This is a genomic window from Pseudomonas sp. ADAK7 (genome assembly GCF_012935675.1).
Lineage (GTDB): Bacteria > Pseudomonadota > Gammaproteobacteria > Pseudomonadales > Pseudomonadaceae > Aquipseudomonas.
The window spans coordinates 5,428,343-5,445,353 of record NZ_CP052861.1; the positions used below are offsets into that span (position 1 = coordinate 5,428,343).

The 17,011-nt window shown below is 59.9% G+C and carries 13 protein-coding genes; 6 read left to right on the forward strand and 7 right to left on the reverse strand.

Features of this window, described 5'->3' with window-relative positions; all coding sequences use genetic code 11:
* Nucleotides 1-15: 15 nt before the first annotated feature.
* Nucleotides 16-435, reverse strand: a complete 420-nt coding sequence (gene mscL, locus HKK53_RS24950; RefSeq protein WP_169372980.1) for a large-conductance mechanosensitive channel protein MscL — start codon at nucleotides 433-435, stop codon at nucleotides 16-18.
* A 284-nt stretch (nucleotides 436-719) separates the two neighbouring features.
* Between mscL and HKK53_RS24955 the strand changes: the two genes are divergently transcribed.
* From HKK53_RS24955 to radA, 3 genes are read left to right on the forward strand one after another with little or no spacing between them, the layout of a single operon-like run.
* The gene (locus tag HKK53_RS24955; protein WP_169372981.1) at nucleotides 720-2,258 is read left to right on the forward strand and encodes a catalase; all 1,539 of its coding nucleotides are present in this window, start codon (nucleotides 720-722) and stop codon (nucleotides 2,256-2,258) included.
* 59 nt (nucleotides 2,259-2,317) lie between these two features.
* On the forward strand, nucleotides 2,318-2,872 hold the full coding sequence (locus HKK53_RS24960; RefSeq protein WP_169372982.1) for an ankyrin repeat domain-containing protein: 555 nt from the start codon (nucleotides 2,318-2,320) through the stop codon (nucleotides 2,870-2,872).
* A gap of 45 nt (nucleotides 2,873-2,917) precedes the next feature.
* Complete coding sequence (gene radA, locus HKK53_RS24965) at nucleotides 2,918-4,285, forward strand: DNA repair protein RadA (protein ID WP_169372983.1); 1,368 nt, start codon at nucleotides 2,918-2,920, stop codon at nucleotides 4,283-4,285.
* Nucleotides 4,286-4,459: 174 nt separating this feature from the next.
* On the opposite strand, the gene HKK53_RS24970 is transcribed toward radA, so the two are convergent.
* The gene (locus tag HKK53_RS24970; protein ID WP_169372984.1) at nucleotides 4,460-4,828 is read right to left on the reverse strand and encodes a PilZ domain-containing protein; all 369 of its coding nucleotides are present in this window, start codon (nucleotides 4,826-4,828) and stop codon (nucleotides 4,460-4,462) included.
* 160 nt (nucleotides 4,829-4,988) lie between these two features.
* Between HKK53_RS24970 and HKK53_RS24975 the strand changes: the two genes are divergently transcribed.
* The 3 genes from HKK53_RS24975 to yjiA all read left to right on the forward strand — a co-directional run bounded on the left by HKK53_RS24975 (nucleotide 4,989) and on the right by yjiA (nucleotide 8,363).
* Nucleotides 4,989-7,055 (forward strand): carbon starvation CstA family protein, encoded by a 2,067-nt coding sequence (locus HKK53_RS24975; protein WP_169372985.1) that lies wholly within the window; start codon nucleotides 4,989-4,991, stop codon nucleotides 7,053-7,055.
* 15 nt (nucleotides 7,056-7,070) lie between these two features.
* Nucleotides 7,071-7,268, forward strand: coding sequence for a YbdD/YjiX family protein (locus HKK53_RS24980; protein ID WP_010467494.1), 198 nt, complete (start codon nucleotides 7,071-7,073; stop codon nucleotides 7,266-7,268).
* 102 nt (nucleotides 7,269-7,370) lie between these two features.
* Nucleotides 7,371-8,363 (forward strand): GTPase, encoded by a 993-nt coding sequence (gene yjiA / locus HKK53_RS24985; RefSeq protein ID WP_442962272.1) that lies wholly within the window; start codon nucleotides 7,371-7,373, stop codon nucleotides 8,361-8,363.
* A 123-nt stretch (nucleotides 8,364-8,486) separates the two neighbouring features.
* Here the strand turns inward: yjiA and HKK53_RS24990 are convergent, their stop codons facing one another.
* From HKK53_RS24990 to HKK53_RS25010, 5 genes are all read right to left on the reverse strand, one after another.
* Nucleotides 8,487-9,176, reverse strand: a complete 690-nt coding sequence (locus HKK53_RS24990) for a GntR family transcriptional regulator (RefSeq protein WP_169372987.1) — start codon at nucleotides 9,174-9,176, stop codon at nucleotides 8,487-8,489.
* Between the two features lie 24 nt (nucleotides 9,177-9,200).
* Nucleotides 9,201-9,905 (reverse strand): FadR/GntR family transcriptional regulator, encoded by a 705-nt coding sequence (locus tag HKK53_RS24995; protein WP_169372988.1) that lies wholly within the window; start codon nucleotides 9,903-9,905, stop codon nucleotides 9,201-9,203.
* Between the two features lie 56 nt (nucleotides 9,906-9,961).
* Entirely contained in the window at nucleotides 9,962-11,275 is a 1,314-nt protein-coding gene (locus tag HKK53_RS25000) for a C4-dicarboxylate transporter DctA (protein WP_123509174.1), read from the reverse strand.
* A 275-nt stretch (nucleotides 11,276-11,550) separates the two neighbouring features.
* A complete protein-coding gene (gene glyA / locus HKK53_RS25005; protein ID WP_169372989.1) occupies nucleotides 11,551-12,804 on the reverse strand; it encodes a serine hydroxymethyltransferase in 1,254 nt (417 codons plus the stop codon).
* Nucleotides 12,805-13,038: 234 nt separating this feature from the next.
* Nucleotides 13,039-16,887 (reverse strand): sensor domain-containing protein, encoded by a 3,849-nt coding sequence (locus tag HKK53_RS25010; protein ID WP_169372990.1) that lies wholly within the window; start codon nucleotides 16,885-16,887, stop codon nucleotides 13,039-13,041.
* Nucleotides 16,888-17,011 lie beyond the last annotated feature (124 nt).

Consider the following 17,011-nt stretch of genomic DNA (forward strand, 5'->3'; position numbering starts at 1 on the left):
AATCCAGGACAGCGTTCAAGGCCGCTCGCTCTGGTTCTGGGCCTTGAGCAGATCACGGATCTCGCTCAGCAGCTCTTCTTCCTTGGTCGGAACCGGTGGAAGGGTCGGTGCTACGGCCTCTTCGCGCTTCAGGCGGTTGATGGCCTTGACGCCCATGAAGATCGCAAACGCGACAATGATGAAGTCGATCATGCTCTGGATGAATTTGCCATAAGCCAGCATCACGGCAGGAATGTCACCATTGGCAGCCTTGAGCGTGATGGCCAGGTCACTGAAATCCACCCCGCCAATCAGCAGCCCGATGGGCGGCATGACCACATCGCCAACGAACGACGAGACGATCTTGCCGAAGGCGGCACCGATGATGATACCGACGGCCATGTCGACCACATTGCCTTTGACCGCGAAGGCCTTGAACTCGTTAAGCACGCCCATAGGTTATTTCCTTGTTACAGATGAGGTTGGTGAACGCAGTGTAATTCAGCAAAACAGCTATTGCTCGAAACACCTTCTTACAATGCTCGTTGTTATCGACCTGTCTTCTGCCAATTAGTTTGCAAAGTGCCAGCAATCGCGCGCGAAATACGCGCTAACACGATGATTTGCTACAAGAATCTATCAATCATCGCGTTGTGATCTTTCTATTTATGTTCTGCGGTTTCGGCCTCTAGCCTCTGTACAGCGCACATGGATGCGTCCTAAAAACAGAGGAACCTGATATGACTTCCACGATTGGCTTCGGGGCTTTTCCCCTACGTGCCCTGGGCGTTTTGAGCGCCAGTGTGCTGTCCTTCGCCGTCAGTGCCGCGACCCTGACCCGCGATAACGGTGCCGCCGTCGGCGACAACCAGAACTCGCAAACCGCCGGCGCCACGGGCCCGGTGCTGCTGCAAGACGTGCAACTGATCCAGAAACTCCAGCGTTTCGACCGTGAACGCATCCCTGAGCGCGTGGTGCATGCCCGTGGTACCGGCGCCCATGGCACCTTCACCGTCACGGACGACCTCAGCGATCTGACCAAGGCCAAGGTGTTCGCCGGCGGCCAGAGCACGCCAGTATTCGTGCGCTTCTCGGCGGTGGTGCATGGCAACCATTCCCCGGAAACCCTGCGCGACCCTCGCGGTTTCGCCACCAAGTTCTACACCGCGGACGGTAACTGGGACCTGGTCGGCAACAATTTCCCGACCTTCTTTATCCGGGATGCCATCAAATTCCCGGACATGGTCCATGCCTTCAAGCCCGATCCGCGTACCAACCTTGACGACGATTCGCGCCGTTTCGATTTCTTCTCCCATGTGCCGGAAGCCACTCGCACCCTGACCGAGTTGTATTCCAACTCAGGTACGCCTGCCAGTTATCGGGAAATGGACGGTAATGGTGTTCACGCCTACAAGTTGGTGAATGCCAAAGGCGACGTGCACTACGTGAAGTTTCATTGGAAAAGTTTGCAGGGCATTAAAAATCTCGATCCACAGGAAGTTACTAACGTTCAAGGTCAAGACTACAGTCATATGACTAACGATTTGGTTACTCATATAGCCAAGGGAGATTTTCCGAAGTGGGACTTGTACGTTCAAGTTTTAAATTCTAAAGATTTGTACAAGTTTGATTTTGATCCATTGGATGCAACCAAGATTTGGCCAGGCATTCCTGAGCGCAAAGTTGGACAAATGGTGTTAAACCGTAATCCGGCCAATGTATTCCAGGAAACCGAACAAGTTGCCATGGCGCCCGCCAATCTGGTTCCCGGTATCGAACCTTCGGAAGATCGTTTGTTACAGGGCCGCGTGTTCTCTTATGCCGATACGCAGATGTATCGCCTGGGCGCCAATGCCCTGCAACTGCCAATCAATGCGCCCAAGGTTGCGGTCAATAACGGTAATCAGGATGGCGCCATGAACAGCGGTGCCAGCAGCACCGGCGTGAATTACCAGCCAAGCCGTTTGCTGCCCCGTGAGGAGCCGCAAACCGCACGCTACAGCCAGTCGGCGCTGTCAGGCAGCACCCAGCAGACGAAGATCCAGCACGAGCAGAACTTCAAGCAGGCCGGCGATCTGTATCGCTCGTTCAGCCCGAAGGAGCGCCAGGACCTGATCGACAACTTCGGCGGCTCGCTGGCCAGCACCGACGACGAGAGCAAGCACATCATGCTGTCGTTCCTTTATAAGGCCGACCCGGAATACGGCACCGGCGTGACCAAGGTGGCCAAGGGTGACCTGGCCCGGGTCAAGGCACTGGCGGCCAAACTGGTCGACTGATCGTTTGCCTGAAAAAGCGGGGCCTCATTCGAGGTCCCGTCAGACCAAGGAGCCTGGCCATGCGTTTCTATCTATCTGTGTTTCTGGCAGCCCTCTCGTTCAGTGTGTTTGCCGAACCGGCAGCGGACGTCCCACAAGACCCCGCCGCGCTGAAAACCCAATTGCAGGATTATTACTTCGATGCCGCCCGCCGTGGCGATGTGCCGATGCTCGACACCTTCATCGAGGCCGGTTACTCCCTCGATACCCGCGACAGCAAGGGTTATACCGCGTTGATTCTGGCGGCCTATCACGGCCAGAGTGCCGCGGTGGACCGTCTGCTCGCCGCCGGCGCCGATGCCTGCGCCCAGGATCAGCGGGGCAACACAGCGCTGATGGGTGCCATTTTCAAGGGCGAGGTACAGATCGCCCGAACCCTGTTGGCGGCCAATTGCAGCCCCGACCAACGTAACGGTGCCGGGCAGACCGCGGCGATGTATGCCGGGTTGTTCCACCGTGTCGAGTTGCTGGATGCGCTCAAGGCCAAGGGCGCCGACCTGAATGCCGAGGATCCGCTGGGCAATAGCGCCGCGCGTCTGGCCAGCGGTGAAATCCGCAACGCGGTGCCGCGCTGATCCGCTCCAGCTGAGCTATCATCGCGGTTTTTGCCGGGAGTTCAGATGGCCAAGGCCAAGCGCATGTACGGCTGCACCGAGTGCGGCTCCACCTTCCCCAAGTGGGCCGGCCAGTGCGGCGAGTGCGGGGCCTGGAACACGCTGACCGAAACCATGGTCGAGAGCGGCGGCGCTGCGGTCCCCAGCGGTCGCACCGGTTGGACCGGCCAACAGGCCCAGATCAAGACCCTGGCCGAAGTCAGTGTCGAAGAGATTCCGCGTTTTTCCACGGCCTCCAGTGAACTTGATCGCGTGCTGGGCGGTGGCCTGGTGGACGGCTCGGTGGTGTTGATCGGCGGTGACCCCGGCATCGGCAAATCGACCATTTTGTTGCAAACCTTGTGCAACCTCGCCAAGAGCATGCCGGCGCTGTACGTCACCGGTGAAGAATCCCAGCAACAAGTGGCCATGCGCGCCCGTCGTCTTGGTTTACCCCAGGACAAACTGCGGGTGATGACCGAAACCTGCATCGAAACCATCATCGCCACGGCCCGGCTGGAAAAGCCCAAGGTCATGGTGATCGATTCGATCCAGACGATTTTCACCGAGCAACTGCAATCGGCACCCGGCGGCGTGTCCCAGGTGCGCGAAAGTGCGGCACTGCTGGTGCGTTATGCCAAGCAGAGCGGCACGGCGATTTTCCTGGTGGGCCATGTGACCAAGGAAGGCGCATTGGCCGGCCCGCGTGTTCTGGAGCACATGGTCGACACCGTGCTGTATTTCGAAGGCGAGTCCGATGGCCGTTTGCGTCTGCTGCGGGCGGTTAAAAACCGTTTCGGCGCGGTGAATGAACTGGGTGTGTTCGGCATGACCGACAAGGGCCTGAAAGAAGTCTCCAACCCTTCGGCGATTTTTCTCACCCGTGCTCAGGAAGAAGTCCCGGGCAGTGTGGTCATGGCGACGTGGGAAGGCACCCGGCCGATGTTGGTCGAAGTGCAAGCGCTGGTGGATGACAGTCATTTGGCCAACCCGCGACGGGTCACGCTGGGGCTGGATCAGAATCGGCTGGCCATGTTGCTGGCGGTGCTGCACCGACATGGCGGCATTCCGACCCACGATCAGGATGTGTTTCTCAACGTGGTCGGCGGGGTGAAAGTGCTGGAGACCGCCTCTGACCTGGCGCTGATGGCAGCGGTGATGTCGAGCCTGCGCAACCGGCCGCTGCCCCATGATTTGCTGGTGTTTGGCGAAGTCGGCTTGTCCGGTGAAGTGCGTCCGGTACCGAGTGGTCAGGAGCGTCTGAAGGAAGCGGCCAAGCACGGCTTCAAGCGCGCCATCGTGCCCAAGGGTAATGCGCCGAAAGAAGCGCCGCCGGGGTTGCAGATCATTGCGGTTACCCGGCTGGAGCAGGCCCTCGACGCTTTGTTCGAATAACTTGCCCCCATTGCCTGCAACATAATCTGTAGCAGCTGGCGAAGCCTACGTTCGGCTGCGAAGCAGACGCAAAACCTGAGTGAGAGATTTTCCTGAAACACCGAGTCGCCTGACTTCACGACTGCTGCGCAGCCGAACGCGGGCTTCGCCAGCTGCTACAAGGGGCGTAGGTCATTAAACCTCGATCAGGGCACCCAGTTCGCGTTCCAATTCCTCGGGATCGCCCAGGTTGAACTCGATCAAGCGCCGCAAACGCTCGATGGATTCCAGGCTGATGTGTTTGCAGACGAAGCCGAGCTGACCGTGGTCATCGTGGGTCAGCATCACATCCATCTTGATCTCGACGTCTGTATTCAGATGAATATCGAGCAGGAAATGCCAATCCGGATTGCCCAGCCACGGCTCGGGCTTTTCGATCAGCGCCCCCTTGAGCGACAGGTCGATCAGCTTCACCGGCCAGGTGAGTTCGCCCTGGCTCAGCTCGGTTCGGGCGTCGAACGCAAAACGTTTGAAGCGGCGGCGATCTGCAGGGTGCTCGCTCATGGCGCAATCCTCGTGAAGGTTGGCTGACTATAGACCCGCATCGACAAAGGCTGCCAGCACAGTGATGGCGCTCGACCAAGGTCGGACTATGGTCTTTGTCGCCAGTAGAGCTAAACTCGGGGTGGCTGTCTTTCTTGTCCACCCTGGCTGGAATATAAAAATGAAAAATAATAATAGCCTGCTACGCCATCTACCCTGGCTGCTGCTGGCAATCGTAGGAGCGTGCGCCCTTGGCGTAGTGGCATTGCGTCGAGGCGAGGCGATCAACGCCTTGTGGATTGTGGTCGCGGCCGTGGCCATTTATCTGGTTGCCTATCGTTACTACAGTCTGTTTATCGCAAACAATGTGATGCAGCTCGACCCGCGCCGGGCCACCCCCGCCGTGCTTAACAATGATGGCCTGGACTACGTCCCGACCAACAAACACATCCTCTTCGGTCACCACTTCGCGGCCATTGCTGGCGCGGGGCCTTTGGTCGGTCCGGTGTTGGCAGCGCAGATGGGCTACCTGCCCGGTACGCTGTGGCTGATTGCCGGCGTGGTGCTGGCCGGTGCGGTGCAGGATTTCATGATCCTGTTCCTCTCCACCCGCCGTAACGGTCGCTCGCTGGGCGATATGGTCCGTGAAGAAATGGGCCGCATCCCCGGGACCATCGCGCTGTTTGGCTGCTTCCTGATCATGATCATCATCCTCGCGGTGCTGGCGCTGATCGTGGTCAAAGCCCTGGCCGAAAGCCCATGGGGCATTTTCACGGTGATGGCGACCATCCCGATCGCGATGTTCATGGGCATTTACATGCGCTACATCCGCCCGGGCCGCATCGGTGAAATCTCCGTGGTCGGCGTGTTGCTGCTGCTGGGTTCGATCTGGCTGGGCGGGCAGATTGCCGCCGATCCAGTGTGGGCCAAGGCATTCAGCTTCACTGGCGTGCAGATTACCTGGATGCTGGTCGGTTACGGTTTCGTGGCCGCCTCGTTACCGGTCTGGCTGATTCTGGCACCGCGTGACTACCTGTCGACGTTCCTGAAAATCGGCACCATCATTGCCTTGGCGATCGGCATTCTGGTCACCATGCCCGAGCTGAAAATGCCGGCATTGACGCAGTTTATCGACGGCACCGGGCCGGTGTGGAAGGGCGGGTTATTCCCGTTCCTGTTTATCACCATTGCCTGTGGCGCGGTCTCGGGTTTCCACGCGCTGATCTCTTCCGGCACCACGCCGAAGCTGCTGGATAACGAAGTCAATGCCCGCTACATCGGCTACGGCGCGATGTTGATGGAATCCTTCGTCGCGATCATGGCCATGGTTGCCGCCTCGGTGATCGAGCCGGGCGTGTACTTCGCCATGAACAGCCCGGCGGCAGTCGTCGGCGGTGACGTGGTGGCCGTGGCGCAAACCGTCAGCAGCTGGGGCTTTGCCATTACCCCGGAAGCGCTGCAAGCGGTGGCCCATGACATTGGTGAAACCACCATCCTCGCCCGCGCTGGCGGCGCCCCGACCCTGGCGGTCGGCATCGCGCAGATCCTGCACAGCGTGTTGCCGGGTGAAAACACCATGGCGTTCTGGTACCACTTCGCGATCCTGTTTGAAGCGCTGTTCATCCTGACCGCCGTGGACGCCGGTACCCGTGCCGGACGCTTCATGCTTCAGGATTTGCTCGGTTCCTTTGTGCCGTCGCTCAAACGCACGGAATCCTGGACCGCCAACCTGATCGCCACCGCCGGTTGTGTGGCGATGTGGGGCTGGTTGCTGTACCAGGGCGTGATCGATCCACTCGGCGGGATCAACACCTTGTGGCCGCTGTTCGGCATCTCCAACCAGATGCTCGCCGGCATCGCGCTGATGCTTGCCACGGTTGTGCTGATCAAAATGAAACGCCAACGCTACATCTGGGTGACCTTGCTGCCCGCCGCGTGGTTGCTGATCTGCACCACCACTGCCGGTTTCATCAAGCTGTTCGACGCCAACCCGGCGATCGGCTTCCTGTCCCTGGCGAAAAAATACAGCGATGCCTTGGCTAACGGCCAGATCCTCGCCCCGGCCAAGGACATTACGCAGATGCAACACGTGATCTTCAACGCCTACACCAACGCAACACTGACGGCGCTGTTCCTGTTTGTGGTGTTCAGCATCCTGTTCTATGCGCTCAAGGTCGGGATTTCCGCCTGGGGTACCAAAGAACGTACGGATAAAGAAGCGCCCTTCCAGGCTGTGCCGGACGCGTAAACGAGGATTGCAAACATGTTCAATGACCTGAGTCGCCTCGGTAAATACCTCGGTCAGGCCGCGCGCCTGATGGTCGGCATGCCCGACTACGACAACTACGTCGAGCATATGCAAACCAAGCACCCGGACAAACCGATGATGAGCTACGAGATGTTCTTCCGGGAACGTCAGGAAGCGCGTTACGGTGGCAAGGGTGGGCCGAAGTGCTGTTGAGGCACGCGGTCTAGGCAACACCGCGCTGTAGGAGCATGGCCTGCCCGCGATGGCGATCTTTCGGACGCCATCGCGGGCAAGCCTTGCTCCTACGGTTTTTTTTTGCGTCCGGGAGACCTTATTTTGTTAGCCCCTATCCCTGTCACGATCCTCAGCGGCTTCCTCGGCGCGGGTAAAACCACACTGCTGCGCCACCTGCTCAAAGCCGAGCACGGCCTGAAAATCGCCGTGATCGAAAACGAATTCAGCGACGCCGGCATCGACACCCAACTGTTGGGCGACGAGCCGGTGCAAGTGATGACGCTGTCCAACGGCTGCGTCTGCTGCACCATTCACACCGACCTGACCAAGGCCCTCTATCTGCTGCTCGAACGCCTGGACAGCGGTGAAATCGCCTTCGATCGCCTGGTGATCGAATGCACCGGCCTGGCCGACCCGGCCCCGGTGGCGCAAACCTTCTTCATCGATGAAGAACTGCGCGAACGCTACATTCTCGACGGCATCATCACGTTAGTGGACGCGGCGCATGCCGAGACCCACCTGACCCAGACCATCGCCCAGGCGCAAATCGGTTTCGCCGACCGTTTGCTGGTGAGCAAGCGTGATCTGGTGGATGAGCCGACCTTCACCGCGTTGAGTGAGCGCCTGACCCGCATCAACCGTCGCGCCCCGATCCGCGTGGTCGAGCACGGCAAGATCGACCTGGCGCAATTGCTCGATGTACGCGGTTTCAATCTGAATGCCGACCTCGGCGGCGGCGTGAGTTTGCGGCCGGTGAGCAAGGCGCCGTCCATCGACCGGATTTCCAGCCTCGTGCTGCGTACCGATCAGCCGCTGGATCTCGACAAGCTCAGCGAGTTCATGAACGAACTGCTTGAAGACCACGGCAAGCAACTGCTGCGCTACAAGGGGGTGTTGAACATCGTCGGCGAGCCACGGCGCATGGTGTTTCAGGGCGTGCTGAAGTTGTACGGTTTCGACTGGGACACCGAGTGGGCGGAGGGCGAGGCGCGGGAAAGTGTGATTGTGTTTATTGCCGATGATTTGCCGGAAGAGAAGATTCGCGAAGGGTTTGCGCGGGTGGCGGCTGTTTGAAGCATTTTCGGCGACTGTTATGACGCCTTCGCGGGCAAGGCTCGCTCCTACAGAGTTTCGGTGGATCGCGATGATTCACATGACTCAAATCCCGTAGGAGCGAGGCTTGCCCGCGAAAGCGATCTAACCGGCGACACGATTCCGATTGATTGAAGATCCAGCGTTTAGCAAAGCCTCCTCCAGATAATCCAGATGTCGGCTCAGCACGGTCACCGCCATAACCGCGTCTTTTCGCTCCACCGCCTCCAGAATGGCCTGATGCACTTGCCACACGCAATATCCCTCCCGCTCAGCCTCAAACTGCGCAATCGCCAGCGAAGTCAGCCGCACCAGACTGCCAAGAAAATGCGCCAACGGTGCATTCCCCGCCATTTTCGCCAACTGCAAATGAAACTCCCCCGATAAGCGGATTGCTGCTCCACTCTCGGTACAGTTGCGCTCGCTTTCGATCAAGTCTCGCAGCGGTTGCAAGTCTTGCGGGCCGGTTTGCTGGCAGGCCAGTCGCACCAAAGTAGTTTCGGTCAGGCGCCGGGCATGCAGCATCTGCCGGGTCTGCTCGCTGTCGAGCGCGGCGACACGGGGCCGATGGTTGGCCCGCAGGACGATGACCTGCTGATGGGACAATTGCGTCAGCACACCGCGAATATCACTGCGCCGGGCGCTGAACATCTGCGCCAGGCTTTCTTCGGTGAAGCGGCTGGCCGTATCAATACGCTGTTCGAGAATCGCGTCGAAGATCCGCGCATAGAGATCATCCGCCCGCTGGGGAAAGGGCAGGGCGCTGAGGGTTGGCGCTGGGGCGAAGCTGTTCATGGCCTGTCTCCAGTTCGAAGCAGTTCAACTGCCGAGGTGGTCGTCCGGAATATTCAGTTCGATGCCCATCCGTTGGCCTTCACGGAGGATGTGCCGCCGCATCTCGGCGCTGGCCTGGGCGCTGTTCTTGCTGCGGATCGCCCGCACCACCGCTTCGTTTTCTTCCAGGCGTTCGGCCAAATGCTCCGGCGAATTGCGCAGCACTTCGGCGCTTTGCTTGAGGGCGTTGCTGGTCTGCTGCACCACGCTCTGGAAGATCGGGTTCGAGGTCAGGGTGAACAGTTCTTCGTGGAACGCGATGTAGGCGTTGACCCCGGCTTCACTGTCGTTGGCCTCCAGGGCTTCGCGCATGTCCATCAGGGTCAGGCGCAGTTGCCCGACTTCCTTGCTGCTGATCGATTGCGCCACCAGTCCGACGATGAACGGCTCGAGGGTGTAGCGCAGTTGCAGCACGTCCTCCAGGCTGGCGCCGGCCACCGCACTGTCGTGGCGTTGGCTGTCGCTGAGGTTGGCTTCCAGCACCACCACGCCTTTGCCCGGCATTGAGCGCACCAGGCCGAGGGTTTCGAGGACGATGACGGCTTCGCGCAGGCTCGGGCGGCTGATGCCCAGTTGTTCGGCCAGTTCACGCTGGCCCGGCAGCATTTCGCCGGAGCGCCACTGACCCCGGGCCAGCGCGGCCCGAAGTTTTTCTACGACTGAATTGACGACCGTTGAAGTGGTAATCACTGTTCGCTCCATGGATAAGGCTTGGGAGTCTGCCCCGTGGCAGGCTCCCGCATGATTCAGAATTCCTGTTGATGCGCCGGCGCCACCGGTTTTCTCGGCTGGAAGGTATACCCCACCTGGCCGGAAAGCACCTTGTTCGCCCGTTGCACATCGATGTCTTTTTCCCAGCGGGCGATGGCCACGGTGGCGACGCAGTTGCCGATCAGGTTGGTCAGCGCCCGGCCGATGCCCATGAACCAGTCCACCGCTAGCACCAGCACCAGGCCGACCACCGGAATCGCCGGGATCGCGGTCAGGGTCGCCGCCAGAATCACCAGCGCCGAGCCCGGAATGCCGTGGGCACCTTTGGAGGTGATCAGCGACACCAGCAGAATCGTCAGCAAGTCGGTCATGGCCAGCGGCGTGCCGGTGGCGTTGGCAATGAAGACGATGGCCAGGGTCAGGTAAATCGAGAAACCGTCGAGGTTGAACGAGTAACCGGTTGGAATCACCAGCCCGACTGTGGAACTGCCGATGCCCAGGTGTTCCAGTTTGCGCATGATTTGCGGCAACACGGCGTCGGACGAAGCGGTGCCCATGACGATCAACAGTTCTTCACGCAGGTACTTGAGCAACGGCCACATCCGCAGGCCGGACAGGCGCATCACCAGGCCGAGGATCAGCGACACGAACGCGGCGCAGGTCAGGTAGAACAGGCCGACCAGGCTGCCCAAGTGTTGCAGCGAATCCAGGCCATATTTGCTGGTGGTGAAGGCGATGGCGCCGAACACGCCGATCGGCGCCAGGCGCACGATCATGCCCATGATGCGAAAGATCACGTGGCTGAGTTCGTTGATCAGCCGCGAGATGCCCGAGGCCGCTTCACCGACCAGGTTCAATGCACTGCCGAACAGCACCGAAAACAGCAGCACTTGCAGGATGTTGTTATCGGCGAAAGCACCGATCACCGAGGTCGGGATCAGGTCCATCAAGAACTGGGTGGTGGTGTGCATCTGCTGGCCGCGCTGGGCCAGATCGCCCATGTCGGCTTTGGCCAGTTGATCCAGATGAATGTTCGCGCCGCTGCCAATCCCGGTGCTGAAAGCGAACACCAGGCCAATTACCAGAGCGATGGTGGTCAGCACTTCGAAGTAGATGACCGACTTGAGGCCGATGCGCCCGACCTTCTTCAGATCGCCCGCGCCGCTGATGCCGCTGACCACCACGCAGAACACGATGAGGCCGATGAGCATCTTGATCAGTTTGATGAAACCGTCGCCCAGGGGTTTGAGCTGTGCGGAGTATTCGGGAAGGGTCAGCCCGCAGACGATGCCGAGCACCAGTCCGAGAACCACTTGGAGGAAGATTGAACGCGAGCACCATCTGAGCATGGGAGGAATCCTGGTCAGTGTCCTGGCTGCCGTGCGCTGAGCGCATCAGATTCAGGACTTAATTATTGTGGTCTTACCGGTATGTCCAGTGCAGGCGCAGTCTAGGCGCTGTTTTTGCCGGATCGCAAGTGAAAATTCATCGATTGGCATGACCGGTCTTACCAGTTGCGCGCAATGCCCCGACCTTGAGCCTTTTCCCGGTTTTAAAAAATGCAGGCGAAAAAAAACCGGCCATCACTGACCGGTTTTTTTAGTGCTGCGGTTTAGCGGGGCAATTAAGCGCCGTATACCGGCAGTTTCTTGCAGATGGTCTTGACCTTCTCACGAACGGCGTCGATCACCGCTTCGTTGTTCAGGTCGGCCAGGATGTCGCAGATCCAGCCGGCCAGCTCTTTGCACTCTGCTTCTTTGAAGCCACGAGTGGTCACAGCCGGGGTACCGAAGCGCAGACCGGAGGTCACGAACGGCGAGCGTGGATCGTTTGGCACGGAGTTCTTGTTCACGGTGATGAACGCCTTGCCCAGAGCGGCGTCGGCGTCTTTACCGGAGATATCCTGCTTGATCAGCGACAGCAGGAACAGGTGGTTTTCAGTACCGCCCGACACCACGTCGAAGCCGCGCTCGATGAACACGCCGGCCATGGCCTTGGCGTTTTTCACCACTTGTTGCTGGTAAGTCTTGAACTCAGGCTGCAACGCTTCCTTGAAGCAGATCGCTTTGGCGGCGATCACGTGCTCCAGCGGGCCACCCTGGGCGCCCGGGAATACGGCGGAGTTCAGCTTCTTCTCGATGTCGGCGTTGGCGCGAGCCAGGATCAGGCCGCCACGTGGACCGCGCAGGGTCTTGTGGGTGGTGGTGGTCACGACGTCAGCGAATGGCACCGGGTTCGGGTAGACGCCAGCGGCGACCAGACCGGCCACGTGGGCCATGTCGACGAACAGGTAGGCGCCAACCTTGTCAGCGATTTCACGGAAGCGCGGGAAGTCCAGAATCTGCGAGTAGGCGGAGAAACCGGCCACGATCATTTTTGGCTGGTGCTCGACGGCCAGGCGCTCGACTTCGTCGTAGTCGATCAGGCCGTTGGCATCGATACCGTACTGAACGGCGTTGTACAGCTTGCCGGAGGAGGAAACGCTGGCGCCGTGGGTCAGGTGACCGCCGTGGGCCAGGCTCATGCCCAGGATGGTGTCACCGGCTTGCAGCAGGGCCAGGTAAACGGCGCTGTTGGCTTGGGAACCGGCGTGCGGCTGAACGTTGGCGTAATCGGCGCCGAACAGTTCTTTTGCTCGATCAATTGCAAGCTGCTCAACCACGTCGACGAACTCGCAACCACCGTAGTAGCGCTTGCCCGGGTAGCCTTCGGCGTACTTGTTGGTCAGTACCGAGCCTTGAGCTTCCATCACCGCAGGGCTGGTGTAGTTCTCCGAAGCGATCAGCTCAATGTGTTCTTCCTGGCGCTGAGCTTCTTGCTCCATGGCGGCAAAGAGATCGGCGTCGTACTTGGCAATAGTCAAATCACGGCTGAACATGGCGGTCCTCAAGGATCGGGGCAGAAAAGGGGGGCATTCTAACCCAATGGGTTTTAGATGGCATATGAAAGGACATCATGTCGCAGACAAGTGGGCTTCATGACGGGATCAGCGGTGTCTGGGCGGGCCTGTGGCGAGGGAGCTTGCTCCCGCTGGGCTGCGAAGCGGCCCCAAAATCTTGTGAGCGCTGCGCACTCAAGCGGGAGCAAGCTCCCTCGCCACAATGATTGCGCTTCAGTCGAACATGAACAGCGCATCATTGCTGAACTGCGCCTCAAACCGGCTCGCCGGCATCGGCCGGCCGAACAGGTACCCCTGAACCTCATCACACCCATGCTCACGCAGGAAGTCGAGTTGCTCGTGGGTTTCCACACCCTCGGCGATCACCGCCAGGTTCAGGCTGTGGGCCATGGCGATAATGGCCCGGGCAATCTGCGCATCCTGCTCGCCGGACGGCAAACCATCGACAAAGGTGCGGTCGATTTTCAGCACGTCGATCGGGAACTGCTTGAGGTAGTTGAGCGATGAATAACCGGTGCCGAAGTCGTCGACGGCGATGCTCAGGCCGAGGTTTTTCAACCCGGCGAGGATCTGCATCGCCTCACTGACTTCGCGCATCAGGATACTTTCGGTCAGTTCCAGCTCCAGGCAGGCCGGCGGCAGGCCGGTGTCCTTGAGGATGTTGGCGATCCGCGTGCCAAGCTGGCCATCGGAGAATTGCCGCGCCGAAATGTTCACCGAGACCTTCGGCACCCGCACTTTGGCCTGATGCCAGGTCTTGAGCTGACGGCAGGCCTCGCTGATCACCCAGTCGCCGACATCCACCACCAGCCCGAGCTCTTCGAGCACCGGAATGAAATCCCCCGGCGGCACCAGTCCGCGACGGGGATGGCGCCAACGCAGCAGGGCTTCAGCGCCGGTCAGGCGTTTGCCGTCGCCGCTGAACTGCGGTTGGTAATACAGCACGAATTCGTTCTGCTCCAAGGCATGGCGCAAGTCGCTTTCCAGCTCCAGACGCTCGAGGGCGCTGGCGTTCATGTCGGCCTGATAGAACTGGAAGTTGTTCTTGCCACGTTCCTTGGCGTGGTACATCGCGGTGTCGGCGTTCTTCATCAACTGGCTGAGTTCGTTGCCGTCCTGCGGGCTCAGGGCAATCCCGATACTGGCCGTAACAAAGAACTCGCGACCTTCCAGCACAAACGGCTTCACCAGGCTGGCGAGAATCTGTTCCGCCACATGAATCGCCCGGTTCAGCGCCACTTCGCGGTTGATCCGCGGTTGCAGGAGCAAGGTGAACTCATCGCCGCCCATCCGCGCCACGGTGTCGTCATCGTCGACGCATCCGAGCAGGCGCGTGGCCATTTCCTTGAGCATGCGGTCGCCAGCGGCGTGGCCCAGGGAGTCGTTGATCGGCTTGAAGCGGTCGAGGTCGAGGAACATCAGCACCACCCACGACTTCTGTCGTTCCGCCGATTGCAGCGCGGTGTGCAGGCGGTCCTGGAACAGCGTGCGGTTGGGCAGGTGGGTCAGGGCGTCGTAATAGGCCAGGCGGTGAATCCGCTGTTCACTGGCCTTGCGCTCGCTGATGTCGCTGAAGAAGCACACATAACTGGCGAGGTCGCCTTCGTCGTCGAGCACCGCAGTGATGCCGACCCACGCCGGGTAATGCTCGCCATTACGCCGTTTGAGCCAGACTTCGCCTTCCCAGGTGCTGTGCTGATGCAGTTGCTTGAGCACATAACGCAGATGCGCTTCCTGCTGCTCATCGACAGTGAGCATGTTCGGCAACTGATCGAGGACTTGCGACACCGCATAACCGCTGACGCGGCTGAACGCCTCGTTGGCCTGAACAATGTAGCCGGCCGGGTCGGTGATCAGGATCGCCGATGTCGAGTGTTCGAATACCGTGGCCGCCATGCGCAGGTCTTTCTCGGCGCGGCGCTGCTGGCTGATGTCGCGACCGACCCCGAGCACGCCTTCGAAGGCGCCGTGTTCGTCCCACACCAGCACCAGCCGCAGCTCGATGGGGATTTTGCGTCCATCGGCCCGCAGGCAATCGAACAGGAACAACTGGGTCTGCACCTGGCTGCGCAACAACGCCAGTTGATCGGGTTTATCCAGGGCTTTGCTGACCCGGTCCATCAAGCCGTAGATGCCGCTCAGTTGCTGCGGGTTGGCGATGGTCGATTGCCAGCCGTTCTGGAAAATCCAGTCCACGTCATAACCCAACACGGCCTGCACCGACGGGCTGACGTAATTGAGCGACAGCTTGTTGTCAGTGGAGAAAATCACGTCGCTGATGCTTTCGGCGAGCATGCGGTAGCGCTGCTCGCTGTCGCGCAGGGATTCGCTGGCCTCAATCTGTTCGGTGATGTCCTTGGCCACGCCGATGATCCGCGTGACCTGATCGTGCTTGTCCCGGGCCAGGGCCTGTTCGCGAATGTCGAAACGCCGCCAGTTGCCGTCGCGATGACGGAAACGCAGTTGGCATTGCAGCAATTGCGAGTAACCGGCCTGGCGCTGGGTCTGGCGCGAGCGGTGGTAATAGTCGGCGTCTTCGGGGTGCAGGAGGATTTCCCAGAAGTACTCGCCCATCTGATGCAGCTCGGTGCGGTTGTAGCCCAGCGTCTGCCCCAGGTGATGGTTGCTGAAAATCATTCGCTGGCTGATCACGTCCTGCACGTACAGGTGATCCGGCACGGTGCGCACCACGTCGGACCAGAAGCCTTCACGCTCCAGCAGTGACAGTTCGATGAGCTTGCGGCTGGTGATGTCGTTGATGCTCAGGATCACGGCTTTGTAGTCGTGCTGCTCTTCCGGCAGGCGCAGCACCAGCCACAGGTGCTGGTCGCGGCCGTTGTTGTCCTGGAGTTTGATTTCCAGTTCGAGTTGTTTCTGCTGGTTGAGCACGGCCTCCAGCATCTGGTTGCCGATGGCGGTATTGTCCTGTGGACTGCCGTCGATCAGCAGCTTCCAGGCCTGTTCGCAGGAATTGACGTTGAGCAGTTGCAGGGCGACCTGATTGACTTCGGTGATGCGTAGTTCTTGTAGCAACTGCTGACGTTGCTCAGGGACTTCGAGCCAGGTTTTCAGTTGTTCGCTGCTATTGATCTGAGTCTTGTCGAAGAAACTTTTAAGCCCGGATAGGTCGAGCACGCATAGCGCGACGCCGGTGCCTTCGAAAATGTCCTGATAGCGCCGACGCCCTTCGTGCAACTGGCGCTGACGGCGGCGCATGCTCAACAGTGCGATAAACGGCAGCAGGGAGAAGGCCAGGCCCAGCAGACATTTGCCGATGAACGCTGGCAGCAGTTGTTCGAGCACCTGTTGGCGGTCGAACAGCCCGCGCAGTTGCCAGTCGCTGCTGCTCAGGGGCACGGTCAACACGCTGTTGGCCAGGTCATCCTCGCTCAGCGTGCCCGGCTTGACGGCGGGCAGGTTTTCATCGCGGCTGATGATCTGATGATTGACACGGTTTTCCACCAGCCACAGTGGGCGGATGCCGGCTTCGCCCTGTTTGGTCAGCGAGGAGAAAAACGTCGGGGTCAGGCGCAACGCCCAATAACCGCGACTGCTGCCGCTGGCCTGATGCAGCAGCAAGTGCACCACCGAGCCATCATCGGCGTTGCTGAAATAGTGCGCTTGCGAACGGCTGCGCCGCACCAGATCGCTCAGGTAGTCGGCATCCTGGCTGTCGGCGGCGCTGTCGCTGAGGATTTTTCCGGAAGGGCTGAGTAACGCCAGGCTGCGCAGGTCGGGCAGCGATTGCTGCAATTTGCGCAGCAGCATCTGCTGTTCGTCGGCGGATTGCGGTTGCTCGACGATCGGTAGCAGGTTCAGGGCGATCTGCGCGTTAAGCGCCATGTTCAGGCTGACTTGCGAAGCGAGGTCGGCGGTGTAGTCGATGGTGTACTGGCGCTGGTTTTTCTGGGTTTCGCTCAGTTGATCCAGCAGTTGCCAGAACAGCAGCGCGAGCAGCAACAGCACGAGTGTCGCCAGCGCGCCCTTCAGGGTTCCACGCAGGGGGGAGCCGAGCGCGGCAGCCGGTGCACGGGTAGAAAGAGGCGGCGTGACATTAGACAAACTGAAATCCTGCGGTTTGGCTGGACTGGCGCGACGTGCACTATAAGCCGGACGCCCGGAGGGCGGCTAGCATGCCTTGAGTTGTGGCGAAGTGCCAGCCCCTCCCGGCTGGACTGCCACTTGT

Excerpts from the sequence above, each read along its gene's own strand:
- mscL (WP_169372980.1), bottom strand. The coding sequence starts at position 435 with ATGGGCGTGCTTAACGAGTTCAAGGCCTTCGCGGTCAAAGGCAATGTG.
- HKK53_RS24955 (WP_169372981.1), top strand. The coding sequence starts at position 720 with ATGACTTCCACGATTGGCTTCGGGGCTTTTCCCCTACGTGCCCTGGGC.
- HKK53_RS24960 (WP_169372982.1), top strand. The coding sequence starts at position 2,318 with ATGCGTTTCTATCTATCTGTGTTTCTGGCAGCCCTCTCGTTCAGTGTG.
- radA (WP_169372983.1), top strand. The coding sequence starts at position 2,918 with ATGGCCAAGGCCAAGCGCATGTACGGCTGCACCGAGTGCGGCTCCACC.
- HKK53_RS24970 (WP_169372984.1), bottom strand. The coding sequence starts at position 4,828 with ATGAGCGAGCACCCTGCAGATCGCCGCCGCTTCAAACGTTTTGCGTTC.
- HKK53_RS24975 (WP_169372985.1), top strand. The coding sequence starts at position 4,989 with ATGAAAAATAATAATAGCCTGCTACGCCATCTACCCTGGCTGCTGCTG.
- HKK53_RS24980 (WP_010467494.1), top strand. The coding sequence starts at position 7,071 with ATGTTCAATGACCTGAGTCGCCTCGGTAAATACCTCGGTCAGGCCGCG.
- HKK53_RS24990 (WP_169372987.1), bottom strand. The coding sequence starts at position 9,176 with ATGAACAGCTTCGCCCCAGCGCCAACCCTCAGCGCCCTGCCCTTTCCC.
- HKK53_RS25000 (WP_123509174.1), bottom strand. The coding sequence starts at position 11,275 with ATGCTCAGATGGTGCTCGCGTTCAATCTTCCTCCAAGTGGTTCTCGGA.
- glyA (WP_169372989.1), bottom strand. The coding sequence starts at position 12,804 with ATGTTCAGCCGTGATTTGACTATTGCCAAGTACGACGCCGATCTCTTT.